The following is a 22648-nucleotide window of genomic DNA, read 5'->3' as shown; positions in this document are numbered from 1 at the left end:
AGGCGGGGATGCCGCGAACCAGCGGCACCACCGCACCGCGCGCCGACCACGTGTTCCGCGCGCGCTACCGGCGCATCATGCGGTTCGCCGCGGTCGCGCTGGCGCAGGCCTGGTGGTTCGAGCTCGTGCTGCCGCGCATCGGCCTGCGTCGCCTCGCGGCGCGCGGCAGGACCGTGCGTCTGCGGCGCCTGGCCCGGCGCTTCCACGATCTCGCGGTCGAGCTCGGCGGGCTGATGATCAAGGTCGGGCAGTTCATGTCGTCGCGTCTCGACGTGCTCCCGCCCGAGATCACCGACGAGCTCGAGGGGCTGCAGGACGAGGTCGCCCCCGAGGCGTTCGACGGCATCCGGACTCAGACCGAGGCCGAGCTCGGGATGCCGCTGGAGCAGGCCTACGCCTCCTTCGATCCGGTGCCGATCGCCGCGGCATCCCTCGGTCAAGCCCATCGCGCCCGTCTCTCGCCGGGGGTCGCGGGCGATCTCGGATTCGCGGATGTCGTCGTCAAGGTGCAGCGCCCCGGCATCGAGCAGGTCGTCGCGGTCGACCTCTCGGCGCTGCGTCGCGTCGCGCGCTGGCTCTCGCGGGTGCGGGTCGTCTCGTCGCGCGTCGACGCGCCCGCCCTCGTCGAGGAGTTCGCCACGACGACCCTCCAAGAGATCGACTACCTGCACGAGGCCGCGAACGCCGAGCGCTTCGCCTCCGACTTCGCCGACGACCCGAGCGTGAGCTCGCCCCTCGTCGTCTGGGAGCGCACCTCGCTGCGGACCCTGACGCTGTCGGATGTGACGGCGATCAAGATCACCGACGTCGCGGGCCTGAACGCGGCCGGCATCGATCCGGCGCAGGTGGCACAGGCGCTCGCGCGTTCGGCCTTCCAGCAGATCTTCGTGGCGGGGTTCTTCCACGCCGACCCGCATCCGGGCAACATCTTCGTGACCCCGCTGCCGATCGCAGACGACCCGAGCTCGGACGCCGATGCCGCCCCCGGCGCCCACCCGGGCTGGCGCCTGACCTACGTCGACTTCGGCATGATGGGCGAGATCTCCGACACCCTTCGGGCCGGATTGCGCGACTTCATCCTCGCCGCCGTCGCCCGCGACTCGCGCGGCCTGGTCACCTCCCTCGAACGGCTCGGCGTGCTGCTGACCGTGTCGGACACCGAAGAGCTCGAGCGCGCCATGACCGCCCTCTTCGATCGCTTCGGCGGCATGGGGATCGCCGAGCTGCAACGCGTCGATCCGCGTGAGCTCGAGAGGTTCGCCGTCCAGTTCGGCGAGACGGTGCGCGCGCTGCCGTTCCAGATGCCCGAGAGCTTCCTGCTGCTCATCCGCACCATCTCGCTCACCTCGGGCGTGACGAGCGCACTCGATCGCGACTTCAACATGTGGGATGCCGTCGACCCCTTCGCGCGCACCGTGCTCAGCTCGGGCGGCATGGGCGCCCTGCGCGACCTCCCCCAGCGGGCGCTCGCTCTCGCGACGACCGTGGCCCGCCTGCCGCGCCGCCTCGACGAGCTCACGACGCGCATCGAGCGCGGTCAACTCGCCGTGCGCGCCCCTGACGTGGAGCGCCGACTGCGGTCGCTCGAACGGTCCTTGGGCCGGCTCGTGTCGGCGATCGTCTTCGCGGGACTGCTGTTCGCGGGCGTGCTGACGCGGCCGACCGACGAGGTGCTCGGGTGGGTGCTGATCGCGGCGTCGGCGGCGCCGTTGCTGCACGTGGTCGCGACCTGGCGGGCCCGCTAGGGGCCGACCGCGCTCCGCAACGGGTCCGATGTCGGTGGGTTGAGGAAGTATATGTTCAGGAATGATTTTCCAGAGCAATCAACACGACCAGGGAGCACCCGTGAGCAAGCAGCAATTGAGACTCATCGACCAGCAGTTGCGGCAGACGTCGTTCGGCGGCACCACGATCGAGGAGCAGCGCTCCGCATTCGAGCGGATGAGCCGCGGATGGCGCGTCAGTGATCGCGTCAGCGTGACGGACGAGCAACTCGCCGGCATTCCCGCCCTTCGCGTCGAGCCGCTCGATGGGAAGCGGCGCGGCACGATCCTCTACTTCCACGGCGGCTCGTGGATCGTCGGCTCGCCGCGCACCGCGCTCGGGCTGACCTCGGAGCTGGTCGCCCGCACCGGGATGTCGGCGTTCTCGCTCGACTACGCGCTCGCGCCCGAGCATCCGTTCCCCGCGGGGATCGAGAGCGGAGTCGAGGCGTATCGCGCGCTCCTCGACAGCGGGCTCGATCCGGCGCAGATCGCCTTCGCCGGCGACTCCGCCGGGGGCGGGCTCAGCGTGACGACCGCCCTCGCCGCCCGAGCGGCCGGACTCCCGCTGCCGGGCGCGATCGTCGCGTTCTCGGGTGGATTCGACGCAACCCGCAGCGGCGAGAGCATGGAGTCGAAGGCCGACGCCGATCCGCTCCTCACTCGCGCGGCGTTGGAGGCGTCGGGGAGCCTCTACCTGGCCGGGCAGGATCCCGACCAGGAGCTGCTGAGCCCCGCGACGCGCGCCGACCTCGCCGGGTTCCCCCCGATGCTGTTGCAGGTCGGCAGCAACGAGGTGCTGCTGGACGACTCGACCCGCCTTGCCGTGCGCGCCGCGGCGGCCGGGGTCGACGTCATCCTCGACGTCACCGCGGATGCGTCCCACGTGTTCCAGGCGCTGGTGGGGGTGCTCGACGAGGCGGATGCCGCCCTCGACCGGGCAGCGCAGTTCCTCTCAGCGAGGATCGCAGCCTGAAACGCGGGCGGGCCGAGCCCGCTCACCCCGCGGGTTGACCGACCCCGCGGCTCTCCAGCTCACCGCGCAGAACCCCGAGTGTCTGCACAAGAGCGGCGAGAGCCGCCGGGTCGACACTCGAGGTGAGCCGCGCGAACTCGGTGTCGAAGGTCGGGGTCGCGAGGTCGATGAGCCGCTCCCCCGCTGCCGTCACGGCGAGCAGGGACGACCGCCGGTTGGCGGGGTTGGCCAGGCGCTCCACCCAGCCGTTGGCCTCCATCCGGTCGACGCCCTTGCTCGTCGCCCCGACGCCGATGGCGAACGCGGCGGCGAGGTCGGCGACGCGAGCCGAGTCGTGCGCGCGGATGTACCGCAGGAACTCGAATGCGCCGAGCGTCACGCCGTGAGCCTCCCGCAGCACGGCATCCAGCGCGTTGTAGAGGCGCGTCTCGACCCGCACGAGATCGGAGAACGCGACGATCGCCTCCGGCCTCCGGCTGCGTCGAGCTTCCATGGCATGAACTGTACGGGAAGCAGCCTCGGCACGTCTTGGCGACCGCTTGACCTCAAGCGCGTGAAGTGTGCTCGACTGGTCGCATGACCATGCTCACCATCCAGCAGGTGGCCCGGCAGACCGGGCTCAGCGAGCCGACGTTGCGCTACTACGAGGAGATCGGGCTGATCGGCCCCATCCCCCGCGATGCGAGCAGCGGCCATCGGCGGTACCGCGAGAGCGACCTCGACGCCCTGCAGGCGCTGGCGTGTCTTCGGGCGATGGGGGTCGGCATCCAGGACATGCGCAGCTACCAGGGCAACCGTGCGCGCGGGAACATCGCGGCCGGCGAGCAGCGCGAGCTGCTGCTGCGGCATGCCGACCGGGTGCGCGACGAGATCGAGACGCTGCGGGTGCATCTCGACTACCTGCAGGCGAAGGCGGAGCTCTGGGATGCCCGCGATCGCGGCGACGTCGCCGACGAGGCCGAGGCGCAACTGCGTGTGCACGCGGTGCTGCCGAGCCTCGAGGCGGCCATGCGGGCTTGACCTCAAGCGCTTGAGGGATGTTGTGCTGATCGCATGACAACGAATTCGACCCCCGCGCTCGTCACCGGCGGCACGGGATACCTCGCCACCCGCCTGATCACCGACCTCCTGCAGCAGGGCACGCCCGTGCGCACGACCGTCCGCTCCCTCGACCGCGCCGGCGCCGTGCGCGCGGCCGTGCGGCGCGGCGGAGCCGACGACGCCGGCCTCTCCTTCGCCGTGGCGACGCTGACCGACGACGCCGGCTGGGCGGATGCCGCAGCCGGCATCGACGAGGTGTACCACGTGGCCTCGCCGATGATCCAATCCCAGAACCCGGATGAGGTGGTGGCCCCCGCCCGCGACGGCGCCATGCGCGCGCTGCGGGCCGCGCGCGACGCGGGAGCCCGCCGCGCCGTGCTGACCTCCTCCTTCGCGGCGGTCGGCTACTCCCCCAAACCCGCCAACCCGGGGAGCACGACGCGGGAATACGACGAGACCGACTGGACCTCGCCCGACACCCCCGGGCTGCCCGTGTACCCGCTGTCGAAGGCGGTCGCCGAGCGCGCGGCCTGGGACTTCATCGAGCGGGAGGGCGGCGACACCGAGCTGGTGGTGCTCAACCCGACCTGGATCGCGGGGCCGACCCTGACATCCGAGGCGCGGTCGTCGCTGCAGCTCTTCTCGGCGATGCTCGGAGGTCACATGCCGCTCGCGCCGCGACAGCGCTTCGGCATCGCCGACGTGCGGGATGTCGCGGCGGCGCACATCGCGGCGATGGCCGCTGCCGACGCGGCGGGCAAGCGCTACCTGCTCCTCGCCGACGGTCCGACGATCAGCTGGCTCGGGGTCGCCGAGCTGCTGCGCGAGCACTTCGGCGCGTTCGCCGAGAAGGCACCGACCGCGGAGGTGGAGGGTGAGGAGCTGGCGCCGCTCGTCATCCACAACGAGCGCGGCAAGCGCGAGCTGGGGCTCAGCTACCGCCCGGCCGAGCAGACGATCGTCGAGACCGTCGACAGCATGCGCGAACTGGGGATGCTGGCCTGATCGCCTGCTTCGGAAGCTCGCGCGACGCTACTTGAGGCCCGAGGACGCCAGCCCGTCGATGACCCGTCTCTGCAGCGCGATGAACAGGATCAGCACGGGCGCCATCGCCATCAGACTCGCCGCCATGAGCACGGGGTAGTTGACCGTCACGTCGCCGGCGATGGTGGCGAGCCCCGCCGACAACGGCATGGCATTGGAATAGGTCGAGACGACGAGAGGCCAGAGCAGCTCGTTCCACGACCAGAGCACGGTGGTGATCGCCAGCACGCTGATGCTCGGCTTCGCCAGGGGGAGCATGATCCGCCAGAAGGTCTGGAACGGATTCGCGCCGTCCATGCGGGCGGCTTCTTCGAGTTCGGCCGGCAGGTTCAGGAACGCCGTCCTCATCAAGAACGTGCCGAAGGCGCTGAACAGGCCGGGGGCGACGAGGCCGAGCAAGGTGTTGAGCAGACCGAGACTCTGGATGATCTGATACTGCGAGATGAGATACACCTGCGCGGGCACCAGCAGGATCGACAGCACGACCGCGAGCAGAGGCGAGCGACCGGCGAAACGCATCCTCGCGAAGGCGTAGCCGGCCATCGTGCACAGCACGATCTGCGCCGCGGTGCGGATCACGGTGATCAGGATCGACGTGCCGAGCTGGGAGAGGAACGGCAACCGGGTCAAGACCTCGGCGTAGTTCTGCCACTGGAGCTGCGCCGGCCAGAAGGTCGGCACCACGCTCTGCACCTCGACGTTGGTCGAGAGCGACATGATGATCTGCCACACGAACGGGAACGCCATGAGCAGACCGCCGACGCCGAGGACGAGGTGGGCGCCGACGTGGCTGCCCCGTCGCGCCCGCGCCACCTCGGATCGGCGCACCGCCCCGACCGCGGCGACACGGGTCGCACCGATCCTGTTGCTCGCACTAGTCATTTCTCACCCATCTGCGCTGCAGGCGGAACTGCCAGATCGTGACCAGCCCGATGAGCACGAAGATGAACATGGCGATGGCAGCGGCGTAGCCCTTGTTGTTGCTGACGAAACCCTGGCTGTAGAAGTAGAAGACGAGCGACATCGTCTGGGGAAGCACGGGGTTCTTGCTTCCCAGAAGCGCGTAGAGAAGGTCGAAGAGCTGGAAGCTCGAGATGATCGTGATGATGAAGACGAAGAAGATGCTCGGGGTGAGCAGGGGAACCGTCACCGACCGGAACTGCCGAGACCGGGATGCGCCGTCGAGTTCAGCCGCTTCGTAGAGCTCGACCGGAATGTTCTTGAGTCCGGCGCTCAGGATGATGATCGCGAATCCGATCGACGACCAGAGCCCGACGATCGAGACCGCCAGGAGCGCGAACCCGGGGGTGCTGATCCAGTACGGCCCCTTGATTCCGACGAGCGCGAGCGCGTGATTGAGGATGCCGAAGTCGCCGTTGAAGATGATCCTCCAGACGAGCGCGACCGCCGTGGGCATCGCGATGTACGGGAGGAAGAACAGCACGCGATAGAACGCGGCGAACCGCAGGCCCGGCGTATTGAGAAGGCTCGCGAGCCACACCGCGAGGGGGATCCCGAGCAACACGATGACCGTGTAGACGAGAGTGTTCGCGAGCGCCTGATAGAGCTTCGGGTCGGCGAACAGCTCGGCGTAGTTCGCCGTTCCGGACCAGGTGAAACCGCCGAAGACCCCCGACGTCGTGAACGAGTAGAACGCCGTCTGCAGAATGGGCCAGATGTAGAACATCCCCACGCCGCACAGCAGCGGGCCCACGAACAGCCACGGCCAGATGCCGTCACGGCGAGCGGCCGCCCCGCCCCGCCGACGCCCGAGTGAAGCAGGCGTCAGCGAGACGGAGCGGACACGTTCCGATTTGATGGTCATTCCTTTGCCAGGGCGCCGTTCATCTGGGTGGCGAGGTCGCTCAGGACACTGTCGACCGGCTTCTCGCCAGAGAACGCTGCCGGCAGCAGAGCCGACTCGAAGGCGTTCCAAGCCGCGGTGTTCTTGGACGACGGCAGCGGTACCGAGTAGGCGACCGCATCCAAGAAGGTCTGCAGGTTCACTCCCGGCATCGACGCTGCGAACGCCGACTGCGTGCCGTTGAACGCGGGGATGATCGCTCCCATGTTGCCCTGCTGCAGCTGCGCAGCCTTGCTGGCGAGGTAGACCTGCAACGCCTGCGCGGCCTGCTTGTTCTTGCCGGCAGCGGCGACGACATTCGAGACGCCGTGGATGACCGTTGCCCGCTTCACGCCCTTGGGCAGCGGGGCGACCTGAACGTCCTTGGCGATCGGCGCTGCGGCGATCTCGCTCCGTGCCCAGTCACCGCCCTGGTACATGGCGACCTTTCCCGAGACGAACCACTGATCCGCCGGGGTATCAGTGAGCTGCTGGATGCTCGGCGACGCCTTCGACGCGATGAGGTCGGTCCAGAACTTGATGCCAGCAGCGGTGGCGGTCGAGTCGTACATCGACTTCTTGCCGTCGGCGCTGATCACGCCGCCGCCGGCCTGGAAGATGGTGTCATAGTACGTGGTCTGCCCGTCCATGCCGGCGGCCGCCCCGTAGATTCCCTTCGACGCGAGCTTGGTCGAGATCGCGGTGGCCGCGGTGGAGAAGTCGCTCCAGGTCCAGTCCTTGGTGGGCACGTCGACCCCCGCTTCTTTGAAGATCGCCGCGTTATACCAGAGGCCGATGGTGTCGAAATCCTTGGGCACGCCGTAGGCGACCCCGTTGAGGGAGTACAGCTCGTCGAGCGACTTCGGGTAGTTCGACGGGTTGATCGCTCCGGCCGCGACCTCGCCCGTGATGGGTTCGATCTTGCCGTTGGCCTCGTACAGTTTGGCGTTCGGCCCGTTCATCCAGAAGAGGTCGGGAAGGGTGTTGCTCGTCGCCTCCGTCTGGATCTTGGTCCAGTAGTCCGCCCACGGAGTGACGTCGACGTTGACGTGGATGTTGGGGTAGAGCTTGTTGAAGCCCGCGATGTTCGCGTTGATGGCCTTCACCTGCGTCTGGTCCCACAGCGCGTAGGTGATGTTCGCCGACAGGGTCTTACTCGGCGCGGAGTATCCGCCGGTTCCGGCGGAGGTGCTCGCGGAGGCGCAACCGGCGAGCATGACCGTGACGGCCAGCGTGCTGACGGCGGCGGCCGCGACATGTCGACGCCGCGCCTGCGGTCGTGGTGACAGGAATTTCATAGCTGTGTCCTTTCGAATGGTCGCTGCCCATCGGCAGCACGGGGAGTGAAGTAGCTTTCGACACTCAGGTGGAGCGGTGGAACATCGAGCGGTCTCGAGCCCTCTCGAAGCGATGTGGTCGCCAGCGCGCCGGCCGCGACGGCCTGACGCGCGGCAACAGGCGACAGCGAACTGGGCGTGCCGCGGGATACGTGGTCGAGGAATTCGTTCACCGTCAACTCGTCGGCATCGGCGTGCCCGACCTCGACGCCGGCGATCGGGTATTCCTTGTCGCCGGCTTCTCGGTAGTTCGACCGGCGATTCCACACCCTGACGACGCCCCCGCCGGTGTCGCCGAAATTCTCGAGACGACCCTGGGTGCCGATCACGGTGTAGTTGCGCCAGTAGTCGGGAGTGAAGTGGCATTGCTGATAACTGGCCAGAACGCCGTTGTCGAGCGTCATCATGACCATCGAGACGTCTTCGACGTCGACGACGGGGTTGAGACCGGTCTGACTCTCGGGCGGCCAGTTCTCGAACGAGAACCAGTCCGGCATGGTCTGCCCGCTGCGCTCGCGACGGTCGGTGATGTCGCCGTAGACCATGAGCTGCCCCATTCCTACGACCCTGCGGGTGTAGCCGCCGCCGAGGAGGTGGATGACATCGAGGTCGTGGGCTGCCTTCTGCAGCAGGAGGGAGTTGACGCGGCTGCGGTCGGCGTGCCAGTCCTTGTAGTAGTAATCGCCGCCGTTTCCGACGAAGTGACGGACCCAGATCGTCTTGACCGTGCCGATCTCGCCCCGGGCGATGATCTCGCGCATGAGCCGCACCACACCCGAGTGCCGGAAGTTGTGTCCGACGTACAGAGGGGTCTCGGTCTCGGCGGCCGCCATCAGAACGGCGTCGGCTTCTTCGACGGTGATCGCGAGGGGCTTCTCGAGATATACGGCGACTCCCGCACGCAGCAACTCGATGGCGATGGACGCATGAGTCCAGTCGGGGGTCGTCACGATCGCCGCGTCGATGCCGCCCCGCGCAATCAGCTCGGTGACGGATCGGTGGACCTCGATGTCGGCTCCGAACATCTGAGTGGCACGCGAGCGTCCCTCCTCGGTCGGATCGACCGCCGCGACGAGCGCGGCCGCGGTCGGCGACGTGGTGACGTGTCCCGCGATGACGGAGCGCTGCCCCACTCCGACGACGGCCACCCGGAGGGATGCCCCGGGGACGTGGTCTGCGTGATTCGTCATACCGCTCTGCTCGCTTCTTTGCGTGAACTTGATTTATATGATGCCAAATCAATCATGAATTGACAATAGGTGATCCGCGCAATGATCGAAACTGGAATCACGAATCCGCCGCGAGTTGTTACACAGCGGTAACACGTCGCAGCGTTCACCGACTCCGTGGAGCATGACTCCGGCGCATCACGCGGCACCCAGATGACGAGGCCAGCCGGCCACGCCTCTAACCGGCGACGATGACCTGAACGGCTGCGGCCGCGAGATCGGCGGCGAAGGCAGGCGAGAGCGGAGCATCGGTCACCAGCACGTCGATCTGGTCGAGGGGGCAGATCCGGGCAAAGGTGGACTTCATCATCTTGGTGGAATCGGCGACCACCACGACCCGCTTGGCCACGCTCGCGAACTGCCGGCTGACATCCGCTTCGCCCTCGTGCAGGGTGGTCGCACCGTACTGGGCGCTCAGCCCGTCCACGCCGAGGATGGCCACGTCGAGAACGACCTCCGCGAGCGTGCTCGAGACCAGAGACCCAACCAATTCGTAGGACTGGCGGCGCGCGATCCCCCCGGTGACGACGATCTTGACGTGCGGGCGTACCGAGAGTTCGTAGGCGATGTTCAACGCATTGGTGACGATCGTCACGCCGGGTTCGTTGTCGTCGCGGTTGAAGCGCTCGCTGCGTCCGAGGGTACGAGCGACCTCGCTCGTGGTCGTCCCCCCGTTGATTCCGACGGTGTCGCCCAAGGAGATGAGCTCGGCGGCGGCCCGCGCGATCGCGACTTTCGCGTCGGCCTGTCGCGCGATCTTGTACTGCAGGGGCAACTCGTATCCAGTGCCGAGCGCCGAGGCTCCACCGTGGGTCCGCGTGACGAGACGCTGCTCGGCGAGCATGGTCAGATCGCGGCGCGCCGTCGCCGCCGAGACATTCAGTGCATCGCTGATCTCGGCGATCGTCACGTTTCCGCGGTCGCTCACCAGCTCCAGCAGGGCGTTCAGTCGCTGTTGCTGTGTCATGGGACGTCGACCCGCGTTTCTGTCAGGAGTGCGCTTGTCTGCTCATCTTAGATCGAGCAACGTGATCTATGTTGATTGAGGTTGACGTTTTCGGCTAGTATCAATCAGAACCAATCTTCTACGTTCGCTGTCGGAGACCGTGCCGGCTCCGCGAATCGAAAGGCACTGATGCCAGACACTTTTGTCGCCGCGGAGCTGAACTCTCAGCCCGTCTCCTGGCGGGCCGTCGCCCGTCTCGCTCCGAGCTTCGAGAACGTCCTGCCCCAGAAGGGGGAGACGGTCGCCGTCGTCGGCTGTGGAACGAGCTGGTTCATGGCGATGAGTTACGCGGTGCTGCGCGAGCGGGCCGGACACGGCATCACCGACGCGTTCGCCGGCTCCGAGTACCCGATCGACCGAACGTACGATCGCGTCATCGCGATCTCACGTTCGGGAACGACCAGCGAGATCGTGGCGCTCCTGGCAGAACTGGCGCCGGCGATCACGGTCGTCATCACCGCCGTCCACGACTCTCCCGCCGGCGCGAAGGCGAGCCATCAGATCGTCTTGCCATTCGCTGACGAACAGTCCGTCGTCCAGACCCGGTTCGCGACGACCACCCTCGCGCTTCTCCGGGCCGGTCTCGGTCACGATATCGAGGGGCTCGCCCGCGACGCAGAGAAGGCGCTGCAGATCCCCATCGACGATCTGATGGATGCGGAGCAGGTGACGTTCGTCGGCCTGGGGCCCGCGGTCGGCTTGTGCTCCGAGGCGGCGCTGAAGACGCGCGAGGCGGCCCAGTTCTGGGCGGAGTCCTATCCGGCGATGGACTACCGGCACGGCCCCATCGCCATCGCCCAGCCGGGACGGCTCGTCTGGTCGCTCGGACCCGCACCCGAGCACCTCGCAGCTGAGGTCGCCCTGACCGGTGCCCGCTTCGTCCATCACGATCTCGACCCGCTCGCGGGGCTCATTGTCGCGCAGCGCTACGCCGTCGCGCTGGCGGAACTCCGCGGCCTGGATCCCGACAACCCGCGGTCGCTCACTCGATCGGTGATCCTGACCTCGTGAGCCTCCCCGTTCTCGGAATCGACATCGGCGGCACGAGCATCAAGGCTCGTCTGGCGGATGGCGACGACCTGACTCTGGGAACATGGCGCGAGCCGACACCGGCTCAAGACCCTTCGGGCGCCTCAACCGCGGAGGTCATCGGCGCGATGGTCGAGAGGGCGCGCCGCACCGCTCCCCTCGGCGCGGTCGGAGTGGTCGTGCCCGGGATCGTCGACGACGATGCGGGCGTCTGCATCCATTCGGTCAATCTGGGCTGGCACGACCTCCCGATCCGCGACATCCTTCAGCGGCGCGTCGACCTGCCGATGGCCTTCGGTCATGACGTGCGGGCCGGCGCCCTCGCCGAGTCCCTCACCGGTGCCGCCGCGGGGGTGGTGGGTCCCGTGGTGTTCATCCCCATCGGGACCGGCGTGGCCAGCGCGCTCATCATCGATGGCGCGGTCATCAGCTCGGGCGGCTGGGCGGGAGAGATCGGGCAGGTCATCCTCGACTCCGGCCCGCACGCCGGCCACCGCGTCGAAGAGATCGCGTCCGCGACCGGGATCGCCCGGCGAGCGGGACAGCCGAACGCGCTCGCTGTCGCCGAACTCGTGACCGCGGGAGACGCCGTCGCCACCGCGGCGTGGGACGAGGGGATCGATGTGCTGGCCGACGCACTCGCCTGGATCGATGCGATCGTCGCGCCCGAGATGATCGTGCTGGGCGGCGGCCTGGCGGAGGCCGGGGAGCTGTTGACCCGCCCGCTCGAACGCGCCCTCGTGCGGCGGCTGCCGTCCACCCGGATTCCCGCGCTCTCCCGGGCACGCCACGGCGATGCCGCCGCCATGATCGGCGCGGGCTACCTGGCCCGGCGTCGACTCGGCGCTGGCGATCCCTGATGGCTGAGGTTCTCACTCTCGCGGCGGACCGCGTCGTCTCCGCATCCGGCGACTGGTCGCCGGGCTGGCTCACCATCGCCGACGGACGTATCCGCGACTGCGGATCCGGTATCACCCCTGACGCCGGCCGAGATCGCGGGTCCGCCCGCCTCGAGCGGCTGAGCGGGACGCTCATTCCGGGGCTCGTCGACATCCATGCTCACGGTGCGCTCGGTGTGGATTTCGGAGCGGCCGATGCCTTGGCAGCGCGTCGCGTCGCTGCCCACCACGCTTCCCTCGGCACAACGACCCTGTTGGCCTCGCTGGCATCGGCGCCGATCGGCGCACTCGAACGCGGCATCCGCACTCTGCGGCCGCTCGTCGAGGACGGCACGCTGGCCGGCATCCATCTCGAGGGGGCATACCTCTCTCCCCGCCGACGCGGCGCCCACGACCTCGGGATGCTCCGCTCACCGGATCTCGGTGAGATGCGGCGCCTCGTCGGCGCCGGCGGCGGTGCGGTGCGCATGGTGACCCTCGCACCCGAGCTGGACGGGGCGGAGGTCGTCGTGCGGTGGCTGGCGGCCAACGGCGTCACCGTCGCGCTCGGCCACAGCGAGTGCGACGCCGACACGGCGCGTGCCGCGTTCGGCTGGGGGGCACGCGTCGTCACTCATCTCTTCAACGGCATGGCGCCCCTTCATCATCGCGCGGCGGGACTCGTCGGAGCGGCCCTGGTGGACCAGCGGGTCACCTTGGAACTCATCCTCGACGGTCAGCATGTGGGCCCCGAGGCCGTCGAGATCGCTCGGCGAACGGCGCCGGGCCGGATCGCGCTGGTCTCCGACGCCATGTCTGCCACGGGGTGCCCGGACGGCGCCTTCACGATCGCGGGTTCCCCGGTGCGAGTGCGCGACGGAGTCGCGACGACGGCCGACGGCTCGTCGCTCGCCGGGAGCACGTCGACGCTCGGCGTCGGACTCGCGATCCTGCTCTCGACGACAGGCGTGACCCTGAGAGAGGCCGTCGCCGCCACGTCGACCACCGCCGCGCAGGCGATCGGCCTTCCGCATTCGGGCATCCATCCGGGCGCGGCTGCCGACCTTCTCCTGCTGGGCGACGGCGGCGTCACCCGCGTCATGAGGCGGGGCGAATGGCTCAGGTAGTCGTCATCACCCCGAACCCGGCCATTGACGTGACATACCGGGTCGCCTCGCAGACGCCTGGTCTCACCCACCGCGTCATCACTGCCACGCGTCAGCCGGGGGGCAAGGGCGTGAACGTCGCACGGGCGCTCGAATCGCTCGGCGTCTCGACCGTGAGCCTGCTTCCCCTGGGCGGCGAGACCGGGCGGTGGATGCTCGACGAGCTGGCCGCGCTCGACCTCGCCGTCGCCGCGGTGGAGGTGTCCGGCGAGACCAGGACCACGATCACCGTGACGGATGAAACGACCCATCCCACGCTGTTCGCCGAGGCCGGCCCCGTCGTCTCGTCTGACGAATGGCGATTGCTCACCGAGAAGCTGCGCCGTCTGCTCCCGGATGCTGCCCTGCTGGTCGTCTCCGGCTCGATGCCCCCCGAAGCCGATTCCGCCGGTCTGATCGAGACCTGGGTGCACGCCGCGCGCGACGCGGGCGTCCGTGTAGTCGTCGATGCGGCCGGGGACGCACTCCTGGCCGCGGCACGCGCCGGCGCCGACATCCTGAAACCCAATCTCTCCGAGGTGCTCGAGACCACGGGGCAGCCGACCGCGGAACGCGGAAGCCGCCTGCTTCTCGATCTCGGCGCGGGTCTGGTCGTGGTGTCCCATGGCAGCCAGGGGATCACCGCGTACCGCCCCGACGGCGACGATGCCGTCGATGCCGTCCCCGGCATCTCGGGTAACCCGACCGGCGCGGGCGACGCGGCGACGGCGGGCCTCGCCGCCGCCCTCATCGACGGCCGACCGATTCACGAGGCCCTGCGCTGGGCTGCCGCGCTCGGCGCCGCCGCCGTCCTCCGCCCGGTCGCGGGCGAGGTCGACCGCGCCGCATTCGACCGCTTTCTTCATGCCAGCACACTCGACGATGGAGCAGGAACATGATCACCGACGTCAGCCTTGTCAGCTTGCTCGCCGCCGCCCAGGCCCATCATCAGGGCATCGGCGCCTTCAACGTCGTGCTGCTCGAGCACGCGGAGGCAATCGTCACAGGGGCCGAACGGGTATCGCTCCCGGTCATCCTTCAGATCAGCGAGAACTGCATCGCGTATCACGGCGGTCTCGCGCCGATCGCGCTGGCGTCACGGGAGATCGCCCGCGCCGCCTCCGTCGACGTGCTCGTGCACCTCGACCACATCGAGGATGCCGAGCTGATCAAGGAGGGGATCGAACTGGGCGTGCAGAGCGTGATGTTCGACGCCTCGAGGCTCCCCTACGCCGACAACATCGTCGCGACGCGGGAGATGGCCGACTACTGTCACGCTCGCGGTGTCGGGATCGAGGCGGAACTGGGCGAGGTCGGAGGCAAGGACGGGGTTCACGCCGCCGGAGCCCGCACCGATCCGTCGGAGGCCGCGCGATTCGTCGAGCAGACCGGCGTCGACGCCCTCGCAGTCGCGGTCGGCACCTCGCACGCCATGCGCGACCGGGTCGCGGCCGTCGACCATGGACTCATCGCGGCGCTTCGCGCCTCCGTCCCCGTTCCTCTCGTGCTGCACGGGTCATCCGGTCTGCCCGATGACGAAATCCGGGCCGCGGTGCGCAGCGGCATGACGAAGATCAACATCTCAACCCACCTGAACGGCTTGTTCACGAACTCGATCCGCGAGGTCCTCGACGAGGAGCCCGAGACCGTGGACCCTCGACGGTACGTCCGCCGGGGCCGAGACGCGATCGCGACCGAGACCGCCCGTCTGCTCGAGCTTCTCGCTCAGCCAAATTGATCGATATTGCTGTATTTAACCCTCGATTAATCAGTTTCGATCAGCTAAGCTCGCGCCCAGACAGCGTTCCGTTGATGCAAGCCACCCGACGACGGCGCGGTGATCAGCTCGAACCGGGGTCGCCCCCGGCTTCCTCTTCTCATCGAAAGGTCGTCATGAAGAACACATCTCGCCGGAACGTCGCGGTGCTCGCGGCGTTCGCTCTCGGCCTGGGGGGTGTCGCGCTCAGCGCGCAGTCCGCCAGTGCCACGGTGCCCGACCTGGGTCAGCACATCGCGGTCCCGGCATATATTCCGCCTTCCGACACGACGTCGTGGAGCAGCCTCAACTCCTCGACCTCCCAGCTGGGGTTCATCGTCGTCAACGTGTCGAACGGTCCCGGCTCCGCGGTCGACTCCTCCTGGAAGACCGTGATCGACGCCGCACACGCGCACGGCACCAAGGTGCTCGGGTATGTCGACAGCGGCTACTTCGGGGCGTCGTCGCCCGCCCGCGCGACCGTGCTCGGCGACACCGACGCGACATCCTGGACCGTCCAGGCCCAGCAGGATGTCAACCGCTGGTACAGCTTCTACGGTTCGTCGATCGACGGCATCTTCGTCGACGACGGCATGAACACCTGCGGTCCGACGACCGGCAGCAACGCCTACGCGAACCTGTACATCAACCTCAACAACTACATCCACGCCAACCATGCCGGATCGCTGACCGTCGTCAACCCCGGCATCTCGGTGCCGCAGTGTTACGAAGACGCGGCGGATGTCATCGTGAGTTTCGAGGGAGACGCGACGACGTACCTGAGCCCGCCCACCGGTGTCGGGCCGCTGCCGTGGCAGCTCAATGCCGACCCCGACAAGTTCTGGAACATCATCTACAACGTCAGCTCGGCCCAACTGACCTCGGTCATGAACCAGTCCAAGTCCGACAACGCCGGATACGTCTACGCGACCGCCGACACCCTTCCCAACCCGTATGACACCGCCCCGACCGGCAGCTACTGGACGAGCGAGCAGACGGCATCGCAGGGGACGAGCACGACCGTGCCGTCGACCCCCGCCCAGCCGTACGCCATCAGCGTCTACACCACCGGGGCCGACCTCGGCTGGACCTCGGCCTCGTCGTCGTCGGTGGCCGGGTACGAGGTGTATCGCAACGGACTCCACGTCGCCTCGGTCGGCAACTTCACCCCGAACGACACCACCTACACCCCGGTCGGCCTGACCGCGTCGACCAGCTACAGCTACACCATCCGGGCCAGGAGCCTGGCCGGCGTGCTGTCGGCGGCGAGCAGTGCCAAGACGATCACCACGGATGTCGAATGGGGCACCGCGGCGAGCGCACCGGGATCGTTGGCCAGTTCCAATCTGACGGCCAACGGTGTGCAGCTGTCGTGGACGGCATCCACCGTCACCAACGACGCCGTTGCGTTCTATGACGTCTATGAGAACGGCACCCGCATCCTCTCCCTGCAGCCCACCGTGACGTCGGTGCATCTCGGCTACCTGTCGCCCGGAACCACGTACTCGTTCTACGTGATCGCCCGGGTCACATCGGACACTCCGTCGGCCGCCTCGTCGACCGTCAGCGTGACGACGCCGACGCCGACGCCGATCACCAACGCGCTTGTGACGTTCACGGCCACGAACGCCCACTTCGAAGCCCAGTACAACCTGAGCTACACCTTCCAGAACGTGTTCATCGACACCGACGGAAGCACATCGACCGGATACCAGATCGGCGGCATCGGGGCGGACTACCTGATCGAGAACGGCACCCTCTATCGGAGCACCTCGGGCGCGAACGCCTGGGATTGGACGCCGATCACGCTCAGTTCGGGACCGCTCACCTCGAGCAGTGGCGGGCTCTACAAGTGGGACGTGCCGTCATCGACATTCCCCTCTGCCACAACGACCCTGACCGTGGTGTTCGACGGGTCGGGAAGCTCGACGGAGGCGACCCTCGCCCCCATCACCGCAGCGAAGAGCTGATCGACCTGATTGCGGGACGGAGACCGTGGCGGCTCTTCGTCCCGCAATCGCATCCCCGGCGATCTCAGCTCAGGAACGTCGACAGCAGCAACGTCAGCGCCAGGCCCATGACCGAGATGATCGTCTCCATGACCGACCAGGTCTTCAGGGTCTGCCCCACGGTGAGCCCGAAGTACTCCTTCACGAGCCAGAATCCCGCGTCGTTGACGTGGGAGAAGATCAGCGAGCCGGCCCCGACCGCCAGCACGAGCAGCGCCAGGTGCACGGGCGACAGGTGCGTCGACAGGGGCGCGACGATGCCGGCCGCGGTGACGGTGGCGACGGTGGCCGAGCCGGTGGCGAGCCGGATGAGGGCGGCGACGATCCAGCCGAGCGCGATCGCGGTCAGGCCGGTCGCGATCGCGATCTTGGCGATCGCGGTGCCGGTGCCGCCGTCGACGAGCACCTGCTTGAATCCTCCGCCGGCGCCAACGATGAAGAGCACGCTCACGATCGGAAGCAGGCTCGCCCCGATCTTCTTGCTGAGCGTCGCGGCGTTGAACCCGACGCGCAGACCGAAGGTCACCATGGCGAGAAGCACCGCGAACAGGAGCGCGAACACGGGGTCGCCGATGAAGTCCAGGAACGCTCGCCCGGGGGCGCCGGCCGGCATCCAGATGTCGGCGGCGGCCTTGATCAGCATGAGCACGAGCGGCGACAGCAGCGTGACGAGGGTGATGGCGAACGACGGCGTGCGCTTCGCATCCGGATCCTGAGCCTTGCCGCTGGCGGCCTTCGGATCGGAGGAATCCGCCGATGCTCCGATCACGGCCAGACCGGCACCGGCCGCGCCGACCGGCACCCAGCGGGCCGCGAGCATCCCGAACAGCGGACCCGCGACGATCACGACGGGGATCGCGACGAGGAGCCCGAGCGCGAGAGTGATCCCGACGTTCGCGTGCAGGATGCCGATCGCGGCGAGCGGTCCGGGATGCGGGGGGATGAAGCCGTGCAGCACCGAGAGCCCCGCGAGGGCCGGGATCCCCAGGCGCATCGCGGGACCCTTCGAACGATGCACCGCGAGCATGACGACCGGGATCAACAGCACCAGGCCGATCTCGAAGAACATCGGGATGCCGATGATCGCGGCGATCAGCGCCATCTTCCACGGCAGCGTCGCCGGTCGCCCGCGAAGGAGGGTGTCGACGACCCGGTCGGCTCCACCCGAATCGGCGAGCAGCTTTCCGAGCATCGCGCCGAGGCCGATCAGCACCCCGACGTAGCCGAGAACACCGCCCACCCCGGTTTCGAACGACGCGGTCACCTTGTCCAGGGGGATGCCGGAGGCGATTCCCACGAAGAGCGCGCCGATCGTCAGCGCGAGGAAGGCGTGCGCCTTGAGCCAGACGATCAGGGTCACCACGATGGCGATGCCGATCACGGCGACGATCAACGCCTGGGTGTCGTGCGGCGCCCACGGCTGGGCCGCCGGGTTCGGCGCCGCGGCCGCCATCGTCGTCAGCTGAGCGAGGGTGATCATGACGTTTCCCTTCCGGTTGTGGGATCGAGCCGAAGCATGTGCCGGATCTCGTCGGCGATCACGGGAGCCGACGGACCGACGTCGACCCGGATGCTCGGCTCGTCGGGCGTCGGCTCCTCCAGCGCGGCGAACTGACTGTCCAGAAGCTCGGGCGGCATGAAGTGGCCCCGCCGGGCCGCCAGCCGGGCGGCGATCAGCTCTTTCGAGCCGGCGAGATAGACGAACTCGACCCCGTGACCGCGACGATCGATGACGTCACGATACGAGCGCTTCAGGGCCGAGCAGGTGATGACACCGCTGCGCCCGGAATCGAGGCATTCCTCGACCCACTCGGCGACCTTCTCCAACCAGGGCCAGCGGTCGTCGTCATCGAGCGGATGGCCGGCGGCCATCTTGTCGACGTTGGCCTGAGGATGCAGCGAGTCGCCCTCTTCGAACGGCCAGCCCAGCTCGCCGGCGAGCAACGCGGCCACGGTCGATTTGCCGCATCCGGAGACCCCCATCAGCACCAGCACCAGCGGGTCGCGTGCGTCGGCCGTGGTCTCCTCCCCAGAATCCATTCGTTCATCATCGCACTGCGGGGGTGCTCCGCGGCGCGGCCGGGTCAGCCGTTCAGCAGCTCGGCGTGGTGGATCGCCGCCACGTTCGGGTGGGCGCGCAGCCGGTAGCGCAGCACGTTGTCTCCATAGGTCTCGAGGATCGGCGCGTCGGTGGGGTCGACCGACAACCCGCGACGCTCGCGCGCGAGGGCGGGGTCGAGCTCGATCCGCGGCATCCGGGCGTCGAGGGCGGGGTTGAAGAAGAACGGGATCGAGATGCGGTCGGTGCCGATCGCCGGCGACTGCACGCGGTGCAGGGTGGCCTTGAGGTAGCCGTCGGTGGCCAGCTCGAGCATCTCGCCGATGTTGACGACGAAGGCTCCGGGGAGGGACGGCGCGTCGATCCAGTCGCCCTCGTGCTCCACCTGGAGCCCGCCCTTGCCCGGTTCGACGAGCAGCAGCGTGAGCACTCCCCCGTCACGGTGCGCGCCGACGCCCTGCGCGGCCTCCGGGGCATCCGCATCGCTCGTGCCCGGGTAGCGCACGATCTTGATCAGCGAGAAGGGACGATCGGCGAAGGCCGCATCGAACACGTCCTCGGGCGCGCCGAGCGCGACGGCCCAGGTGCGCAGCAGCTTGAGCGCGAGGGCGCCCAGCTGGGCCCTCCACTCAGTGATCGCGAGCTCGAGCTCGGGCAGCGCGGCCGGCCAGAGGTTGGGACCCTCGAGCCTCCAGAAGTCGGGGGCCGCGGCATCCACCTCGCGCGTCGGCCGCTCTTCGCCGATGTCGATCTGCTCGCGCCAGTCGACGTCGCCGTTGGTGAGTTCTTTGCCGACGCGGGTGTAGCCGCGGAACTGCGGCGAGTGGATGTTCTCGATCGCGAGCTTGTCGGCCTCGGGCAGCTCGAAGAACCGCCGCGACACGTCGAGCACCTCGTCGATGAGCCGCTGCGGGATGCCGTGCCCGACCAGGTAGAAGAACCCGACGTCGTGCGTCACCTGGCGCAGCTGCTCACGGAACGCCGCCGCCTCGGCGGCGCCGGCGTCGAGTTCGGAGATGTCGAGGATCGGGAGGGAGGTGAGGGGCATGAGTCGAGTCTGCCAAGACCGGCGCGGTGGGTGCCGGGAGGTTACGCCAGGCTGCGCAGACTCAGGCGAGGAGCGCCGCGGCGATCGCCGGGAACTGCACCGCGATCGCCTGCCACAGGATCTCCTCATCGGTGCCGTCATAGTCGTGAGCGATGAACTTGCGTGCAGCCCGGATGCCACGCCAGTCGACCTCGGGATGCTGCTCGCGGAACGACTCGGGCAACCGGCCGGCGGCGGCCGAGAGGTCGACGATCAGGGACCGCGCGATGCGACGCTGGTCGTCATCATCCGGGTCGGTGAAGGCTTCGTGACCGCGGTTCACGACCCGGCGTGCGCTGGTGGCGAAGCGGGCGATGTCGGAGAGGATCGCGGGAGTGCGGTCGAGCTCGTCGGCCCCGAGCTCGTCGGTCACAATGGCACGGCCTCCGCGCGGATCCGATCCATCACCGGCCCGATGCCGCGGTCTGACACCACGTCCACGCTGACGCCGAGCAACTGCTCGATTTCGGACATGAAGCCGGCCAGGTCGAAGACCGACGCATCCGGAGCCGGGTGCACGAGCAGATCGACGTCGGAGCCGGAGCCGGCCTGTCCGCGTGCCACCGACCCGAACACCCGCACGTCGCTGAGCCGCCGGCCGAGCGCGGCCTCGACGATCGGCACCCTCGCGGCGCGGAGCCTATCCAAGGTGGGCACGTCCAGAACGGCGGCAAGGCGGTCGAGTGTGGTGGCCGATGGGATGCGGCGCCCGCTCTCGTACGCGGCGATATTCGGCTGAGGCACGCCCGAGCGCAGCGCAAGCACTCGCTGCGAGAGGCCGGCATTCAGCCGGCGCTTCCGTAGCGCGTCTGCGATGGGCGTGATCGTCATGCCGCCATGATAGCGCGGCGATATCAACGCCACCGGTGGCTCAGGCGGGCGGGAAGGCTACAGCCAGCGAGCGGAACACCGCTTCGACCTCGTCGCCCCCGAGCGAGCCCGGGCTCATCACGCGCGCGACCGCCTTGCGCGGCCAGAGCACCTCGACGCCGCCGATCACGAAGTCGCCACCGAGCAGCGGCCACTCCGCCTCGATGAAGCACAGCATCCCGAACGTCGGGATGTGCGCGAAGCCAGCACTCTCGAGCGCGGCGTGGACCAGGCGCACCTGCTTGTGGACGCCGGCGACCAGCGCGGTGTGGTCACGCGATCCGATCATGAGCTTCTCGACCCGCGGCGAGAACAGCCCGCCACTCGTGCGCAGCGTCGGCCCGCCTTTGTAGTGCTTCGCATCGATGACGAACACCCCGCGCGGCCCGATGGCGATGTGGTCGATGTTCGCCTTCGATCCCGGGATGCGGCGATCATGCAGCACGCGGACGCCCACTGCTGCGACACGAAAGCAGGGTGGTGGCCATGGTTCGACGCTAATCGGCGAAGAAGCTGTCGCGTCTCCATTCACTCTGACGGTCGACAAAGGGCAACTTGATTCGCGGCGACAACCATCGCAAGAATCGGACGGTGGCTCCTCGCTTGATGCTGGACAACAACATCTGGACCTACTTGGTCGAGGCAAACTCGGTCGACGAGCTGCGGCTCGAGGCTTGGAGCCAACGCGTGGACATCGTAATGCCGCCCGCGATCGTTATCGAGGCGCTACAAGCACGTCCGACTACCAAGCCGGATCTCGATGCGAAGCATCGACGCATCACCGCCATGACAAGCTCGGCATGGGTCCGGCTGATGCCGGAGGCCTACAAAGAGGCAACAGAGGTGCAGCAGGAAGTCGCGCGCCTTCGTCCCCAATGGATTGACCCATTGCCTCGTTTGCGCGACTGGAACCGTAACAAGCTTGATTGGCAGGGCAAGTGGTGGGACTTCGTCCGACAAACCCCGGATGAGGCGGCCCGCGTCCACGAGGAGCTGTCCGAAGGGAGGACGGCGCGAGCCCAAGCTGATACGCGCCGCGCGCGGAGTGAGGCAATGCAAGACGGTCGAACCTTCGAGCGCATCGATTTCGTTCAGTCGGCGCGTCTGTATGTCGAAGAAACGGGGTGGGCGGGCGATCCATTCGAGTCCTGGCGTGGTGAGGCGATGAACCGATGGTTCGCAGCGCTCTCGCAAAGGGGTCCAGACAACGACTGGCTGGCTGCCTGGCTAAAGGTCGACGAAATTGATCGCAGCGACTGGGCCACGTTTTGGATGCGCGATGTAGACCAGGAACGCGTGCCACTCAACTGGCTGCGCTGGGCATTTGGTCACGTGCAGTCGACGCGGGCCACGAACGCTGGAACCCCAGTCGATAACCAGATTGCGACCTACCTCCCGGAGAGTGATGTTTTTGTGACAGCAGACCGAGTGTTCGCGAGTTGCATCGCGGCCGTCAGTCCCCACTCTCCGGTCCGGCTTGCCGAACCAATTGCCGTGCCGGCGAACATCGCCGCCGTTGAGGAAACACTCCTGCAACTCGATCGCCTCGGGTCGCGCTAACCGCGCCTGCCACTGT

The 22648-nt window shown here is 68.1% G+C and carries 23 protein-coding genes; 11 read left to right on the top strand and 12 right to left on the bottom strand.

The window, feature by feature from the left end; translation table 11 throughout:
- Positions 1–8 precede the first annotated feature (8 nt).
- Both ACFPJ4_RS00455 and ACFPJ4_RS00450 read left to right on the top strand, forming a co-directional pair.
- On the top strand, positions 9–1745 hold the full coding sequence (locus ACFPJ4_RS00455; RefSeq protein WP_386738298.1) for an ABC1 kinase family protein: 1737 nt from the start codon (positions 9–11) through the stop codon (positions 1743–1745).
- Positions 1746–1845: 100 nt separating this feature from the next.
- On the top strand, positions 1846–2739 hold the full coding sequence (locus ACFPJ4_RS00450; RefSeq protein ID WP_386738296.1) for an alpha/beta hydrolase: 894 nt from the start codon (positions 1846–1848) through the stop codon (positions 2737–2739).
- A 22-nt stretch (positions 2740–2761) separates the two neighbouring features.
- Here ACFPJ4_RS00450 and ACFPJ4_RS00445 read toward each other — a convergent pair whose 3' ends face one another.
- A complete protein-coding gene (locus ACFPJ4_RS00445) occupies positions 2762–3232 on the bottom strand; it encodes a MarR family winged helix-turn-helix transcriptional regulator (RefSeq protein ID WP_386738295.1) in 471 nt (156 codons plus the stop codon).
- A gap of 83 nt (positions 3233–3315) precedes the next feature.
- Between ACFPJ4_RS00445 and ACFPJ4_RS00440 the strand changes: the two genes are divergently transcribed.
- A complete protein-coding gene (locus ACFPJ4_RS00440; RefSeq protein WP_386738294.1) occupies positions 3316–3759 on the top strand; it encodes a MerR family transcriptional regulator in 444 nt (147 codons plus the stop codon).
- A gap of 33 nt (positions 3760–3792) precedes the next feature.
- Positions 3793–4785 carry an NAD-dependent epimerase/dehydratase family protein gene (locus ACFPJ4_RS00435; RefSeq protein WP_386738293.1) on the top strand — a complete coding sequence of 331 codons (993 nt, stop codon included), beginning with the start codon at positions 3793–3795 and terminating at the stop codon, positions 4783–4785.
- A 27-nt stretch (positions 4786–4812) separates the two neighbouring features.
- On the opposite strand, the gene ACFPJ4_RS00430 is transcribed toward ACFPJ4_RS00435, so the two are convergent.
- The 5 genes from ACFPJ4_RS00430 to ACFPJ4_RS00410 all read right to left on the bottom strand — a co-directional run bounded on the left by ACFPJ4_RS00430 (position 4813) and on the right by ACFPJ4_RS00410 (position 10200).
- Positions 4813–5706 carry a carbohydrate ABC transporter permease gene (locus ACFPJ4_RS00430; RefSeq protein ID WP_386738292.1) on the bottom strand — a complete coding sequence of 298 codons (894 nt, stop codon included), beginning with the start codon at positions 5704–5706 and terminating at the stop codon, positions 4813–4815.
- The gene (locus ACFPJ4_RS00425) at positions 5699–6649 is read right to left on the bottom strand and encodes a carbohydrate ABC transporter permease (RefSeq protein ID WP_386738291.1); all 951 of its coding nucleotides are present in this window, start codon (positions 6647–6649) and stop codon (positions 5699–5701) included. The genes ACFPJ4_RS00430 and ACFPJ4_RS00425 overlap by 8 nt, the downstream gene beginning before the upstream one ends.
- Positions 6646–7965, bottom strand: a complete 1320-nt coding sequence (locus ACFPJ4_RS00420; protein ID WP_386738290.1) for an ABC transporter substrate-binding protein — start codon at positions 7963–7965, stop codon at positions 6646–6648. Before ACFPJ4_RS00420 ends, ACFPJ4_RS00425 begins: the two co-directional genes overlap by 4 nt.
- Positions 7962–9194, bottom strand: a complete 1233-nt coding sequence (locus ACFPJ4_RS00415) for a Gfo/Idh/MocA family protein (protein ID WP_386738289.1) — start codon at positions 9192–9194, stop codon at positions 7962–7964. The genes ACFPJ4_RS00420 and ACFPJ4_RS00415 overlap by 4 nt, the downstream gene beginning before the upstream one ends.
- A gap of 217 nt (positions 9195–9411) precedes the next feature.
- Positions 9412–10200: a DeoR/GlpR family DNA-binding transcription regulator gene (locus ACFPJ4_RS00410; protein ID WP_386738288.1), complete on the bottom strand. Its 789-nt coding sequence runs from the start codon at positions 10198–10200 to the stop codon at positions 9412–9414.
- Between the two features lie 168 nt (positions 10201–10368).
- Between ACFPJ4_RS00410 and ACFPJ4_RS00405 the strand changes: the two genes are divergently transcribed.
- From ACFPJ4_RS00405 to ACFPJ4_RS00380, 6 genes are all read left to right on the top strand, one after another.
- Entirely contained in the window at positions 10369–11250 is an 882-nt protein-coding gene (locus ACFPJ4_RS00405) for an SIS domain-containing protein (protein ID WP_386738287.1), read from the top strand.
- On the top strand, positions 11247–12128 hold the full coding sequence (locus ACFPJ4_RS00400) for an ROK family protein (RefSeq protein WP_386738286.1): 882 nt from the start codon (positions 11247–11249) through the stop codon (positions 12126–12128). The genes ACFPJ4_RS00405 and ACFPJ4_RS00400 overlap by 4 nt, the downstream gene beginning before the upstream one ends.
- On the top strand, positions 12128–13273 hold the full coding sequence (locus ACFPJ4_RS00395) for an N-acetylglucosamine-6-phosphate deacetylase (RefSeq protein ID WP_386738285.1): 1146 nt from the start codon (positions 12128–12130) through the stop codon (positions 13271–13273). The genes ACFPJ4_RS00400 and ACFPJ4_RS00395 overlap by 1 nt, the downstream gene beginning before the upstream one ends.
- Positions 13261–14190, top strand: coding sequence for a hexose kinase (locus ACFPJ4_RS00390; RefSeq protein ID WP_386738284.1), 930 nt, complete (start codon positions 13261–13263; stop codon positions 14188–14190). The genes ACFPJ4_RS00395 and ACFPJ4_RS00390 overlap by 13 nt, the downstream gene beginning before the upstream one ends.
- A complete protein-coding gene (locus ACFPJ4_RS00385; RefSeq protein WP_386738283.1) occupies positions 14187–15029 on the top strand; it encodes a class II fructose-bisphosphate aldolase in 843 nt (280 codons plus the stop codon). Before ACFPJ4_RS00390 ends, ACFPJ4_RS00385 begins: the two co-directional genes overlap by 4 nt.
- Before the next feature lie 155 nt (positions 15030–15184).
- A complete protein-coding gene (locus ACFPJ4_RS00380) occupies positions 15185–17017 on the top strand; it encodes a spherulation-specific family 4 protein (RefSeq protein ID WP_386738282.1) in 1833 nt (610 codons plus the stop codon).
- Between the two features lie 64 nt (positions 17018–17081).
- Here ACFPJ4_RS00380 and ACFPJ4_RS00375 read toward each other — a convergent pair whose 3' ends face one another.
- The 6 genes from ACFPJ4_RS00375 to ACFPJ4_RS00350 form a co-directional block, all read right to left on the bottom strand.
- Positions 17082–18536: a GntT/GntP/DsdX family permease gene (locus tag ACFPJ4_RS00375; protein WP_386738280.1), complete on the bottom strand. Its 1455-nt coding sequence runs from the start codon at positions 18534–18536 to the stop codon at positions 17082–17084.
- Positions 18533–19096: a gluconokinase gene (locus ACFPJ4_RS00370; RefSeq protein ID WP_386738279.1), complete on the bottom strand. Its 564-nt coding sequence runs from the start codon at positions 19094–19096 to the stop codon at positions 18533–18535. The genes ACFPJ4_RS00375 and ACFPJ4_RS00370 overlap by 4 nt, the downstream gene beginning before the upstream one ends.
- Before the next feature lie 44 nt (positions 19097–19140).
- Positions 19141–20163: an isopenicillin N synthase family dioxygenase gene (locus ACFPJ4_RS00365; protein WP_386738278.1), complete on the bottom strand. Its 1023-nt coding sequence runs from the start codon at positions 20161–20163 to the stop codon at positions 19141–19143.
- A gap of 61 nt (positions 20164–20224) precedes the next feature.
- The gene (locus ACFPJ4_RS00360; RefSeq protein ID WP_386738277.1) at positions 20225–20575 is read right to left on the bottom strand and encodes a HepT-like ribonuclease domain-containing protein; all 351 of its coding nucleotides are present in this window, start codon (positions 20573–20575) and stop codon (positions 20225–20227) included.
- On the bottom strand, positions 20572–21033 hold the full coding sequence (locus ACFPJ4_RS00355; RefSeq protein WP_386738276.1) for a helix-turn-helix domain-containing protein: 462 nt from the start codon (positions 21031–21033) through the stop codon (positions 20572–20574). The genes ACFPJ4_RS00360 and ACFPJ4_RS00355 overlap by 4 nt, the downstream gene beginning before the upstream one ends.
- Before the next feature lie 40 nt (positions 21034–21073).
- Positions 21074–21517 carry a nuclease-related domain-containing protein gene (locus ACFPJ4_RS00350; protein ID WP_386738275.1) on the bottom strand — a complete coding sequence of 148 codons (444 nt, stop codon included), beginning with the start codon at positions 21515–21517 and terminating at the stop codon, positions 21074–21076.
- Positions 21518–21678: 161 nt separating this feature from the next.
- Here ACFPJ4_RS00350 and ACFPJ4_RS00345 point away from each other — a divergent pair, with 161 nt between their 5' ends.
- Positions 21679–22632: a hypothetical protein gene (locus tag ACFPJ4_RS00345; RefSeq protein WP_386738274.1), complete on the top strand. Its 954-nt coding sequence runs from the start codon at positions 21679–21681 to the stop codon at positions 22630–22632.
- Positions 22633–22648: the final 16 nt, after the last annotated feature.

Origin of the sequence: Lysinimonas soli (assembly GCF_042655435.1) — a bacterium.
In the GTDB taxonomy this organism is placed as follows: domain Bacteria; phylum Actinomycetota; class Actinomycetes; order Actinomycetales; family Microbacteriaceae; genus Lysinimonas; species Lysinimonas soli.
Note: the sequence above shows the minus strand (reverse complement) of the source record. Positions and strands in the feature narration are given on the sequence as shown.

Coding starts and splice junctions, on each gene's coding strand:
- ACFPJ4_RS00445 (WP_386738295.1), bottom strand. CDS start 3,232: ATGGAAGCTCGACGCAGCCGGAGGCCGGAGGCGATCGTCGCGTTCTCC.
- ACFPJ4_RS00395 (WP_386738285.1), top strand. CDS start 12,128: ATGGCTGAGGTTCTCACTCTCGCGGCGGACCGCGTCGTCTCCGCATCC.
- ACFPJ4_RS00455 (WP_386738298.1), top strand. CDS start 9: ATGCCGCGAACCAGCGGCACCACCGCACCGCGCGCCGACCACGTGTTC.
- ACFPJ4_RS00425 (WP_386738291.1), bottom strand. CDS start 6,649: ATGACCATCAAATCGGAACGTGTCCGCTCCGTCTCGCTGACGCCTGCT.
- ACFPJ4_RS00420 (WP_386738290.1), bottom strand. CDS start 7,965: ATGAAATTCCTGTCACCACGACCGCAGGCGCGGCGTCGACATGTCGCG.
- ACFPJ4_RS00440 (WP_386738294.1), top strand. CDS start 3,316: ATGACCATGCTCACCATCCAGCAGGTGGCCCGGCAGACCGGGCTCAGC.
- ACFPJ4_RS00365 (WP_386738278.1), bottom strand. CDS start 20,163: ATGCCCCTCACCTCCCTCCCGATCCTCGACATCTCCGAACTCGACGCC.
- ACFPJ4_RS00345 (WP_386738274.1), top strand. CDS start 21,679: ATGCTGGACAACAACATCTGGACCTACTTGGTCGAGGCAAACTCGGTC.
- ACFPJ4_RS00370 (WP_386738279.1), bottom strand. CDS start 19,096: ATGGATTCTGGGGAGGAGACCACGGCCGACGCACGCGACCCGCTGGTG.
- ACFPJ4_RS00415 (WP_386738289.1), bottom strand. CDS start 9,194: ATGACGAATCACGCAGACCACGTCCCCGGGGCATCCCTCCGGGTGGCC.
- ACFPJ4_RS00410 (WP_386738288.1), bottom strand. CDS start 10,200: ATGACACAGCAACAGCGACTGAACGCCCTGCTGGAGCTGGTGAGCGAC.
- ACFPJ4_RS00405 (WP_386738287.1), top strand. CDS start 10,369: ATGCCAGACACTTTTGTCGCCGCGGAGCTGAACTCTCAGCCCGTCTCC.
- ACFPJ4_RS00435 (WP_386738293.1), top strand. CDS start 3,793: ATGACAACGAATTCGACCCCCGCGCTCGTCACCGGCGGCACGGGATAC.
- ACFPJ4_RS00355 (WP_386738276.1), bottom strand. CDS start 21,033: ATGACGATCACGCCCATCGCAGACGCGCTACGGAAGCGCCGGCTGAAT.
- ACFPJ4_RS00390 (WP_386738284.1), top strand. CDS start 13,261: ATGGCTCAGGTAGTCGTCATCACCCCGAACCCGGCCATTGACGTGACA.
- ACFPJ4_RS00380 (WP_386738282.1), top strand. CDS start 15,185: ATGAAGAACACATCTCGCCGGAACGTCGCGGTGCTCGCGGCGTTCGCT.
- ACFPJ4_RS00385 (WP_386738283.1), top strand. CDS start 14,187: ATGATCACCGACGTCAGCCTTGTCAGCTTGCTCGCCGCCGCCCAGGCC.
- ACFPJ4_RS00430 (WP_386738292.1), bottom strand. CDS start 5,706: ATGACTAGTGCGAGCAACAGGATCGGTGCGACCCGTGTCGCCGCGGTC.
- ACFPJ4_RS00375 (WP_386738280.1), bottom strand. CDS start 18,536: ATGATCACCCTCGCTCAGCTGACGACGATGGCGGCCGCGGCGCCGAAC.